The sequence below is a fragment of the Streptomyces sp. NPDC101237 genome, assembly GCF_044767465.1.
GTDB lineage: Bacteria > Actinomycetota > Actinomycetes > Streptomycetales > Streptomycetaceae > Streptomyces > Streptomyces gramineus.
On the sequence record NZ_JBIWNY010000021.1, the window covers coordinates 142,942 to 153,472 of the forward strand.

At 70.1% G+C, this 10,531-nt stretch carries 8 protein-coding genes; 3 read left to right on the forward strand and 5 right to left on the reverse strand.

Annotated elements, in window-relative coordinates; genetic code table 11:
• Positions 1-92 precede the first annotated feature (92 nt).
• The 4 genes from ACIRQ9_RS28940 to ACIRQ9_RS28955 form a co-directional block, all read right to left on the reverse strand.
• Positions 93-1,448, reverse strand: coding sequence for a replication-associated recombination protein A (locus ACIRQ9_RS28940; protein WP_404179664.1), 1,356 nt, complete (start codon positions 1,446-1,448; stop codon positions 93-95).
• 43 nt (positions 1,449-1,491) lie between these two features.
• Positions 1,492-2,148, reverse strand: coding sequence for a vitamin K epoxide reductase family protein (locus tag ACIRQ9_RS28945; RefSeq protein WP_404179667.1), 657 nt, complete (start codon positions 2,146-2,148; stop codon positions 1,492-1,494).
• Positions 2,149-2,645: 497 nt separating this feature from the next.
• Positions 2,646-3,908, reverse strand: coding sequence for a histidine--tRNA ligase (hisS, locus tag ACIRQ9_RS28950; protein WP_404179670.1), 1,263 nt, complete (start codon positions 3,906-3,908; stop codon positions 2,646-2,648).
• Between the two features lie 10 nt (positions 3,909-3,918).
• Positions 3,919-4,629: an MBL fold metallo-hydrolase gene (locus tag ACIRQ9_RS28955; protein WP_404179673.1), complete on the reverse strand. Its 711-nt coding sequence runs from the start codon at positions 4,627-4,629 to the stop codon at positions 3,919-3,921.
• Between the two features lie 178 nt (positions 4,630-4,807).
• Here ACIRQ9_RS28955 and ACIRQ9_RS28960 point away from each other — a divergent pair, with 178 nt between their 5' ends.
• Positions 4,808-5,629 carry a peptidylprolyl isomerase gene (locus tag ACIRQ9_RS28960; RefSeq protein WP_404179676.1) on the forward strand — a complete coding sequence of 274 codons (822 nt, stop codon included), beginning with the start codon at positions 4,808-4,810 and terminating at the stop codon, positions 5,627-5,629.
• A gap of 135 nt (positions 5,630-5,764) precedes the next feature.
• Positions 5,765-6,994 carry a DUF349 domain-containing protein gene (locus tag ACIRQ9_RS28965; RefSeq protein WP_404179679.1) on the forward strand — a complete coding sequence of 410 codons (1,230 nt, stop codon included), beginning with the start codon at positions 5,765-5,767 and terminating at the stop codon, positions 6,992-6,994.
• A 99-nt stretch (positions 6,995-7,093) separates the two neighbouring features.
• Here the strand turns inward: ACIRQ9_RS28965 and ACIRQ9_RS28970 are convergent, their stop codons facing one another.
• On the reverse strand, positions 7,094-9,622 hold the full coding sequence (locus ACIRQ9_RS28970) for a RelA/SpoT family protein (protein WP_404179682.1): 2,529 nt from the start codon (positions 9,620-9,622) through the stop codon (positions 7,094-7,096).
• Positions 9,623-10,126: 504 nt separating this feature from the next.
• Here ACIRQ9_RS28970 and ACIRQ9_RS28975 point away from each other — a divergent pair.
• Positions 10,127-10,363 (forward strand): hypothetical protein, encoded by a 237-nt coding sequence (locus ACIRQ9_RS28975; RefSeq protein ID WP_404179685.1) that lies wholly within the window; start codon positions 10,127-10,129, stop codon positions 10,361-10,363.
• Positions 10,364-10,531: the final 168 nt, after the last annotated feature.

Sequence of the window (10,531 nt, forward strand, 5' to 3'; positions counted from 1 at the left end):
CGACGCTCCTGGTGCCTCCTCGCGGAGACTCCGGCCGACTGTCCCGCTCTGACAGCGCGGGACTCAGCGCTTCGAGGGATTCTACAGGCCGCTCAGGACCGCCTGCGACCGAGGTGCTTCCTGGTCCACTCCACCGCGTCCGCGTACCGTGCCTCGGTGCCGTGCCGGGTCGGGCTGTAGTACTCGCGGTCCTTGATCGGGTCCGGGGCGTACTGCTGCTCGGCGATGCCCTCGGGCACGTCGTGCGGGTAGACGTACCCCTGCGCGTGGCCCAGCTTGGCGGCGCCCTTGTAGTGGCCGTCGCGCAGGTGCGCGGGCACCTGTCCGGCCAGTCCCTTGCGCACGTCCTCCAGGGCGGCGCCGATCGCCGTGGTCGCCGAGTTCGACTTGGGGGCCAGGGCCAGGGCGATGGTGGTGTGGCTGAGGGTGAGGGCGGCCTCGGGGAAGCCGATCATGGCCACGGCCTGGGCGGCGGCCACCGCCAGGGGCAGCGCGTTCGGGTCGGCGAGGCCGATGTCCTCGCTGGCGGAGATCATCAGGCGGCGGGCGATGAACCGGGGGTCCTCGCCGGCCTCGATCATCCGGGCCAGGTAGTGCAGGGCCGCGTCGACGTCGGAGCCGCGGATGGACTTGATGAGGGCGCTGGCGACGTCGTAGTGCTGGTCGCCGTCCCGGTCGTACTTGACCGCTGCCCGGTCGACGACCTCCTCCAGGGTCTCCAGGCCGATCTCCGCGGCGCCCTTGTCGAGGGCGGCGCCGGCGGCGGCCTCCAGGGCGGTCAGGGCCCGGCGGGCGTCGCCGCCGGCGATCCGCAGCAGGTGCTCCTCGGTGTCCGCGGGGAGGGCGACGGAGCCCTTGAGGCCGCGCTCGTCGGTCAGGGCCCGGCGCAGCAGGCCTCGGACGTCGTCGTCGGTGAGCGGTTCGAGGGTGAGCAGCAGGGACCGGGAGAGCAGCGGGGAGATCACCGAGAAGTACGGGTTCTCGGTGGTCGCCGCGATCAGGGTGACCCAGCGGTTCTCGACGGCCGGGAGCAGGGAGTCCTGCTGGGCCTTGCTGAAGCGGTGGATCTCGTCGAGGAAGAGGACGGTCTCCTTGCCGTAGCCGCCGGTGGCGCGGCGGGCGCCGTCGATGACCGCGCGGACCTCCTTGACGCCCGCGGTGATCGCGGAGAGCTCCACGAACCGCTTGTCGGTCGCCTTGGAGACGACGTAGGCGAGGGTCGTCTTGCCGGTGCCGGGCGGACCCCAGAGGATCACCGAGGAGGGCCCCGCCGGACCGCCGGAACCCTCGCCGACCAGTCTGCGCAGCGGGGAACCCGGCTTCAGCAGGTGCTGCTGGCCCACCACCTCGTCGAGGGTGCGCGGGCGCATCCGCACCGCCAGGGGGCTGCCGGCCGGATCCTTCTCCTGGCGTTCTTCTGCGGCTGCGGTGAACAGATCGGGTTCCACGCTGAAACCCTAGTTCACGGCACTGACAACGCGGCGCGCGCTGTCAGCTGGTCCAGAAGTCCCACCAGCGGGTCAGGATCAGCATGCCGATGACGCCGACGTGCAGGACCGGCAGGACCCAGGTGAACTCGCCGAAGAAGGACCTGAGCCAGGTCGGGGCCGGCAGGAAGCCCTTGCGGACGTTGAAGGAGGTCACGTACCAGAACATGGTGATCGTGGCGACCCAGGCCAGCGAGCACCACAGGCACAGCGCGTTGATCCGGTACAGGGACTGGAACTGCAGCCAGGTGCAGAACGCGACACCGAAGAGGGTGCCGAAGTTGAAGGTCAGCCAGTACCAGCGCGGGAAGCGGGCGCGGGCCAGCAGGCTCATGCCGACACAGACGACGATGCCGTAGCAGACCAGGCCGAGCATCGGGTTCGGGAAGCCGAAGGCGGCGGCCTGCTTGGACTCCATGACGCTGCCGCAGGAGACCACCGGGTTGAGGCTGCACCCGGGGGTGAAGGTCTTGCCCTCGACCTTGGCTTCCAGCAGCTTGAACTTGTCGATCGTGATGACCCAGGCGGCCAGCAGTCCGGCGGCGCCGGTGATGATCAGCAACAGCCCGAAGGCGATGCTGCCGCCCTCGGTGCGCGGCGCCGCGGAGGGGTGCTCGGGCCCGGGCTCGGTGGAGACGTCGTTGACTGTCGTCTTGCTCATCACGCCGATTCCGTCTGGTTGAGAGTGGGAACTCCTTCGGGCAGGGGCCATTGTGCCGCACGAGGTGCCCTGTGCACCGTTCGGTGGACATAAGGACGTACCCGCGACCGTCACGGAAAGTCCGGTTTTGGCCGATGATCGAGCCATGGCCGCACACGCGGACGACCCCGCGCTGGACGCCCGGGGGCCGGGCGAGCGGGACGGGGGCGTGACGGCGGTGGACGGCATCGACCTGGGCATACGGCACGGCGAGCTGTCCGGCCTGCTCGGATCCGACGGGGCGGGCAGGAGCACGACGGTGGAGATCCTCCGGGGGCCGGAGCCGGGACGGCGGCGAGGCCCAGGTCCTCGGCACGGATCCGGCGGCGGGCACGCGCGCGGGGCGGCCCCCGGACGGGAATCGTCCGGCAGGGCGAATCGGCAACCGCCGAGTTGACGGCCCGCGCTCGGGCGGACCGCGGGAGTGAGGGGGCGCCGGCCCCCTCACTCCCCCGGGCTCAGCCCAGCCTCGACTCCAGCTCCGCCACGATCTCGTTCACGCCGATCGACGTCTGCTCGCCGGACTCCATGTCCTTGAGCTGGACGACGCCCTCGGCGAGGTCGCGCTCGCCGGCGACGATCGTGTAGCGGGCCCCGCTGCGGTTGGCGTTCTTCATCGCGCCCTTGAGACCCTTGCCGCCGTAGGAGAAGTCCGCCGCGACGCCCGCCCGGCGCAACTCGGTGACCTTGGCGAACAGGATCCGGCGGGCCTCCTCGCCGAGCGGCACCGCGAAGACGCTGGTGGCGGAGGGCAGGTCCAGCTCGACGCCCTCGGCCTCCAGGGCGAGGACCGTGCGGTCGACGCCGAGCGCCCAGCCCACCGACGGCAGCGCGGGGCCGCCGATCATCTCGGAGAGGCCGTCGTAGCGGCCGCCGCCGCCCACCGCGGACTGGGAGCCCAGGCCGTCGTGGACGAACTCGAAGGTCGTACGCGTGTAGTAGTCCAGGCCGCGGACCAGCTTCGGGTCGTCCTCGAAGGCGACGCCCGCGGCCGTGATCAGCTCGCGGACCTCCTCGTGGTACGCCTTGCAGGCGTCGCAGAGGTAGTCGCGCAGCAGCGGGGCGTCGCCCAACTGCTTCTGCACCGACTCCCGTTTGTCGTCCAGGACCCGGAGCGGGTTGATCTCCGCGCGGCGCAGGGTGTCCTCGTCGAGGTCGAGGCCGCGCAGGAAGTCCTGGAGCGCGGCCCGGTACACCGGACGGCACTCCTTGTCGCCCAGGCTGTTCAGCAGGACGCGGAACGCGCGCAGACCGAGCGAGCGGTACGCCTGGTCGGCCAGGATGATCAGTTCGGCGTCGAGCGCCGGGTCCTCCGCGCCGATGGCCTCGGCACCGACCTGCGAGAAGTGGCGGTAACGGCCCTTCTGCGGACGCTCGTAGCGGTAGTACGAGCCGGAGTACCAGAGCTTGACGGGCAGGTTGCCGGTCTTGTGGAGGTTCGCCTCCAGGGCCGCGCGCAGGACGGACGCGGTGCCCTCGGGACGCAGGGCCAGCCTGTCGCCGCCCTTCGTCTCGAACGCGTACATCTCCTTGGTGACGATGTCGGTGGACTCGCCGACACCGCGCGCGAACAGCTCGACGTTCTCAAAACCAGGGGTCTCGATGTAGCCGTAGCCGGAGTTGCGCAGCGGCGCGGCGATCGCCTCGCGGACGGCCAGGTACTTGGCGCTGTCCGGCGGGATCAGGTCGTAGGTGCCCTTGGGGGCCTGGAAGGTGCTCACGGAAGTCTCGTCACATTCCTCGTCGGGGAGCGTCGGCGTGCGCTCCCTGGCCGGCGGCCGCCTGTCGCAGATGGGCGTTGGTGGCGCGCTCCTGGCCGATGGTCGTCTGGGGGCCGTGGCCGGACAGCACCACGGTGGAGTCGTCGAGCGGCAGGCAGACCCGGGCCAGTGAGGCCATCATGTCGTCCATGGAGCCGCCCGGCAGGTCCGTGCGTCCGATGGAGCCGGCGAAGAGCAGATCGCCCGAGAAGAAGACCGAGGGGATGTCGGCCGTCTCCGGCATCTGGAAGGTCACCGACCCCTTGGTATGACCCGGTGCGTGCGCGACGGAGAACTCGAGTCCGGCCAGCTCCAGCCGTGCGCCGTCGGTCAGTTCACGGACGTCGTCGGGCTCCCCCACCGTCAGCTCGCCCATCAGCGGCATGCCGATGGACCGGCCGAGCGCCTTCTCGGGGTCACTCATCATGTACCGGTCCTCGGGGTGGATCCAGGCCGGCACGTCGTGGGCGCCGCACACGGGGACGACCGAGGCCACGTGGTCGATGTGGCCGTGGGTGAGGACGACGGCGACGGGCTTGAGCCGATGCTTCTTCAGTGCTTCCTCGACGCCCTCGGCGGCCTGGTGGCCGGGGTCGATGATCACGCACTCCGCACCGGCGGCGGGGGCGACGAGATAACAGTTCGTCCCCCAGGCCCCGGCGGGGAACCCGGCAATGAGCACGATCGTCCTTCGTTGTGTCGGTTCGGGTGGCTACAAGCTGTGGTGCAGAGCCTACCGGCGCTGCCGTTTCCTCAGCGAACCCATATACGGTACGGGGCTACACGCAGTGGTCGGCTCACACAACGCACAGGACGCACGCGTACCGGTCGACATACGACACGCATGAGGAGAGAACCCGGTGGTCAGCCAGGAGCAGCGGCGGCGTCAGCTCGCCCGGGAGAAGTTCTTGCGGCAGCAGCAGCGGCGCACCAGCGCGCGTCGCAAGTCACGCATGCGCAATTCCGTGATCGCGTCCGTGCTCGGCGTGATCGTGATCGGCAGCGTCGCCCTGTACACGACCGGCGTGCTGAAGAACGACGACAAGGCCAACGTCGGCTCGGACACGACGCCGAGCGCGGCGCCCAGCGCCAGCAAGCCGGCGGACCCGTGCGGGAAGCCCGCCGCCGGCAAGGTGGCGAAGCTCAGCTGGAAGAAGGAGCCGGCGATGTCCATCGACACGTCGGCCGACTACACCATGAAGCTGGCGACGACGTGCGGTGACATCGGCATCGCGCTGAAGACGGCGGCCGCCCCGCACACGGTGAACTCCTTCGACTTCCTCGCGTCGAAGGGCTACTTCGACCACACGAAGTGCCACCGGCTCACCACCAACGGCATCTACGTGCTGCAGTGCGGCGACCCGACGGGCACCGGCAGCGGCGGTCCCGGCTACACGCTCCCCGACGAGAACCTGAAGGACAAGAGCCTCAAGGGCGGTGTCTACCCGGCGGGCACGATCGCGATGGCCAACACCGGCCAGAAGCACACCGGTGGCAGCCAGTTCTTCCTGGTCTACCAGGACAGCCAGTTGCCGCCCAGCTACGCCCCGTTCGGCACGGTGGACGCCGCCGGACTCAAGGTCCTGAAGAAGATCGCGGCCGCCGGTGAGAGCACCGGAGCGGGCGACGGGGCCCCGAACGCGACGGTCGTCATCAACAAGGCGACGGTCACGAAATCCTGAGGTCCGACTGCGTAATTTCGGTCGCGCGGGATGCGGACAGGCAACCCGCCGGTCGCCTATGTTGGCCGTGACGAAACTGTGGACGATGCCCGGGGGCGCTGAGGCCCCTCGCGGGCATCATGTGGAGGAGGCGCTGTGAGCAGCGACCCGTGGGGCCGCGTCGACGAGACGGGGACCGTGTACGTGCGTACGGCCGACGGCGAGCAGGTCGTCGGTTCCTGGCAGGCCGGCTCCCCTGACGAGGCGCTGGCCTACTTCGAGCGCAAGTACGAGGGCCTGGTTGTCGAGATCGGCCTCCTCGAGAAGCGAGTGCGCACCACCGACCTGTCCGCCAAGGACGCCCAGGTGGCCATCGACCACCTGCGCGAGCAGGTGGAGGCGCACCACGCGGTCGGTGACCTGCAGGCGCTGCGGGACCGGCTCGACGAGCTGGTGAAGACGGTGGAGTCGCGTCGCGAGGAGCGCCGGGCGCAGCGCGCCAAGCAGTCCGACGAGGCCCGCAAGGCCAAGGAGGACCTGGTCGTCGAGGCGGAGCAGCTGGCCCAGTCCGACCAGTGGCGGTCGGCCGGTGAGCGGCTGCGCGCGCTGGTGGACACCTGGAAGGGTCTGCCGCGCCTGGACCGCAAGTCGGACGACGAGCTGTGGCACCGCTTCTCGCACGCCCGGTCGGCGTTCTCCAAGCGCCGCAAGGCGCACTTCGCGCAGCTCGACTCGCAGCGCGAGGACGCCCGCAAGGCCAAGGAGAAGCTGGTCGCCGAGGCCGAGTCGCTCTCGGGCTCGACGGACTGGGGTCCGACGGCCGCGCGCTACCGCGAGCTGATGACGGAGTGGAAGGCCGCGGGCCGCGCCCAGCGCGAGCACGAGGACGACCTGTGGAACCGCTTCCGCGGCGCCCAGGACGTGTTCTTCGCGGCCCGCGGGTCCGCCTTCGCCGAGCGGGACGCGGAGCAGACCGAGAACCTGAAGCTGAAGGAGGAGCTGGCCGTCGAGGCCGAGCGGCTCCTGCCGATCACGGACCTGAAGTCCGCGCGGTCCGCCTTCCGCTCGATCAACGAGCGCTGGGAGGCCATCGGGCACGTGCCGCGCGACGCGCGTCCGAAGGTCGAGGGCCGGATGCACACGGTCGACCGGGCCATCCAGGAGGCCGAGGAGGCCGAGTGGCGGCGGACCAACCCGGAGGCGCGTGCGCGTGCCGCGGGTCTGACCGGCCAGCTGCAGGGCGCCGTGGACAAGCTGCGGACGCAGATCGACCAGGCCCGCGCGCAGGGCAACACGTCGAGGGCGGAGAAGCTGGAGCGTGAGCTGGAGGGCCGCCAGGCGCTCCTGGACCAGGCCCTGAAGGGCCTCCAGGAGTTCGGCGGCTGACGCGGGCCCGCGCAGGGCGGTAACGACGAGAGGGGCCCCGTACGCGTCGTACGGGGCCCCTCTCGTCGTGTGCGGCGCCGCCGGGAGCGGTTGCCGCCGCTAGGAGCGGTTGCGGGCCGACGTGACCCGGTAGACGTCGTAGACGCCCTCCACGCCGCGCACGGCCTTCAGGACGTGGCCCAGGTGCTTGGGGTCGCCCATCTCGAAGGTGAACCGCGAGGTGGCCACCCGGTCGCGGGACGTCTGGACGGCCGCGGACAGGATGTTGACGTGCTGGTCGGACAGGACGCGGGTGACGTCCGACAGGAGCCGGGAGCGGTCCAGCGCCTCGACCTGGATGGCGACCAGGAAGACCGAGGACTGGGTGGGTGCCCATTCGACGTCGAGGATCCGCTCGGGTTCCCTGGACAGTGAGTCCACGTTGACGCAGTCGCTGCGGTGAACCGACACACCGCTGCCGCGGGTGACGAACCCGATGATCGGGTCGCCGGGCACCGGGGTGCAGCAGCGGGCCAGCTTGACCCACACGTCGTCGACGCCCTTCACGACCACGCCGGGGTCCTGGTTGCTGCGCCGCTTGCGGCCGCGGGTCCGGGACGGCGGTACCGCCTCGTCGATCTCCTCGGTGGCGGCCTCCTCGCCGCCGAGCGCCTGCACCAGCTTCTGCACGACGTTCTGCGCGGCGACGTGGCCCTCGCCGATCGCCGCGTACAGCGAGGAGATGTCCGGGTAGCGCATCTCGTGCGCGAGCGTGACCAGCGAGTCCCCGGTGAGGATGCGCTGGATCGGCAGGTTCTGCTTGCGCATCGCGCGGACGATGGCGTCCTTGCCCTGCTCGATCGCCTCGTCCCGGCGCTCCTTGGAGAACCAGGCGCGGATCTTGTTGCGGGCCCGCGGCGACTTGACGAAGCCGAGCCAGTCCCGGGAGGGGCCGGCGCCCGGCGCCTTGGACGTGAAGACCTCGACCAGGTCGCCGTTGTCCAGGGTGGATTCGAGCGGGACCAGACGGCCGTTGACGCGGGCGCCTATCGTGCGGTGGCCGACCTCGGTGTGCACGGCGTACGCGAAGTCGACCGGGGTGGCCCCGGCGGGCAGCGCTATGACGTCGCCCTTGGGGGTGAAGACGAAGACCTCGTTGCGGGACAGGTCGAAGCGCAGGGACTCCAGGAACTCGCTGGGGTCCTCGGTCTCCTTCTGCCAGTCCAGCAACTGCCGCAGCCACGCCATGTCGTTGAGGTGGTCGTCCTTGCCCTTGCCGGACGACTTCGGCACGTCGGTGCGGACCTTGGAGGCGCCCGCGACGGCCTCCTGCTTGTACTTCCAGTGCGCGGCGATGCCGTACTCGGCGCGGCGGTGCATGTCGAACGTGCGGATCTGGAGTTCGACCGGCTTGCCGTTGGGGCCGATGACCGTCGTGTGCAGCGACTGGTACATGTTGAACTTGGGCATCGCGATGTAGTCCTTGAAGCGCCCCGGAACCGGGTTCCAGCGCGCGTGGACGGTGCCCAGGGCCGCGTAGCAGTCGCGGACGGTGTCCACCAGGACGCGGATGCCCACCAGGTCGTAGATCTCCGCGAAGTCCCGGCCGCGGACGATCATCTTCTGGTAGACGCTGTAGTAGTGCTTCGGGCGGCCGGTGACGGTGGCCTTGATGCGGGCGGCCCGCAGGTCGGCCTGGACCTCGTCGGTCACTATGGCCAGGTACTCGTCGCGCTTCGGTGCCCGCTCGGCCACCAGCCGGACGATCTCGTCGTACATCTTGGGGTAGAGGATCGCGAAGGCGAGGTCCTCCAGCTCCCACTTGATGGTGTTCATGCCCAGGCGGTGGGCGAGCGGCGCGTAGATCTCCAGGGTCTCGCGCGCCTTCTTCTCCTGCTTCTCGCGCTTGAGGTAGCGCATGGTGCGCATGTTGTGCAGGCGGTCGGCGAGCTTGATGACCAGGACGCGCGGGTCCTTGGCCATGGCGACGACCATCTTGCGCACGGTCTCGGCCTGCGCGGCCTCGCCGAACTTGACCTTGTCCAGCTTGGTCACGCCGTCCACGAGCAGCGCGACGACGTCGCCGAAGTCGCGGCGCAGGTCCTCCAGGCCGTACTCGGTGTCCTCGACGGTGTCGTGCAGCAGGCCGGCCATCAGGGTCGCCGGGTCCATGCCCAGCTCGGCGAGGATCGTGGTCACCGCGAGCGGGTGGGTGATGTAAGGGTCGCCGCTCTTGCGCTTCTGGCCGCGGTGCCAGCGCTCGGCGACCTGGTAGGCGCGCTCGATCTGGCGCAGCGTGGCGTTCTCGATCTTGGGGTCGTTGCTGCGGACTATGCGCAGCAGCGGCTCCAGGACCGGGTTGTACGGGTTGGCGCGCTGCACGCCGAGACGCGCCAGGCGGGCGCGGACGCGGTTGGAGGAGCCGGTGCGCGCGGGCTGGCCGCTGTTGGGCCGGGTCGTGGAACGCTCGGCCGGGGCCGGTTTGGGGCGCGAGGTCTCGGCCGACTTCTCGGCGGGCGCGGACTGGGCGTGCTCGACCGGCCCACGGGTGTCGTTCTTGGTCTGCGACACGTTCGGCGCGGGCTTGGCCGCGGGCGCCGAGGCGGGCTCGGGCTTGGCGGCGGTCAGTGGCTGGGCCTCGTCTGGCAAGAGGGCTCCTCGTGCGCGATCCGGGTCCCCCGGTCAGGCTCCGGAGTGCCCATGGTAGCGATCCTGGGCCAGGTCATCGCCTGCAGGCGGAACCGAGGAATGTATACGGGAGTAACACGCGAGGCCACAGAGGGATTCCGTGGCGGTGTCCTGGGGGTTGCGAGGGCCGGGTCGAATGCGCCCCCGAGCGCGCCCGGCCCCCTCGACGAGGGATGCCCGAAGTCACCGCTCGGCCACCGCTCCGCCGGAATGAACTCACATTATCCCTATCACGGAAAATGCCCATCAAATGGGTACAGAAGGCCGTGTATTAATTCCGTTGACCCGAACAGTGGGCGCCACCTAAGATCAACTTCGACCAGAAGCGGAAGAATTGACCTGCTTTCGCTTCAAAAGAACAGAAAAACGGGATGGGTAATGAAGATACTCGGAAAGTCTTTGGCGGCCGCTGTTCTGACAGTGGGCCTGGGGGCGGCTTTCACACTTCCCGCTCAGGCGGCGACCGTGTCGCCCCTGTCCACGCACCGGGGCAGCACGCCCTGTTTCAACTGGTCCTGGGCCGACGGGAACACCACGGCGACCATCTACTACCACAACACCTGCAGCACGACGAAGCACCTGTGCGTGTGGTGGAAGGACGGTCAGGAGAACAACATGCACCGCATCACCGCCGCGGGTGACGCGAAGGGCCACCTCAAGGAGCCCGGCACCATCAAGTCCCAGGACATCGAGGACTGCTGATCGGCCGGTCGTCCTGACGGCATGAACAGGGACGCATAAACGAGACAGCCCCGTGGGGGGGGGGGGGGGGGGCGGGGGGGGGGGGGGGGGGGGGGGGGGCCGCCCGGGGGGGGGGGGGGGGGCGGGGGGGCCCCCATTGGGCGGGGGGGCGGGGGGGGGGGGGCGCGC

Excerpts from the sequence above, each read along its gene's own strand:
- ACIRQ9_RS28945 (WP_404179667.1), bottom strand. The coding sequence starts at position 2,148 with ATGAGCAAGACGACAGTCAACGACGTCTCCACCGAGCCCGGGCCCGAG.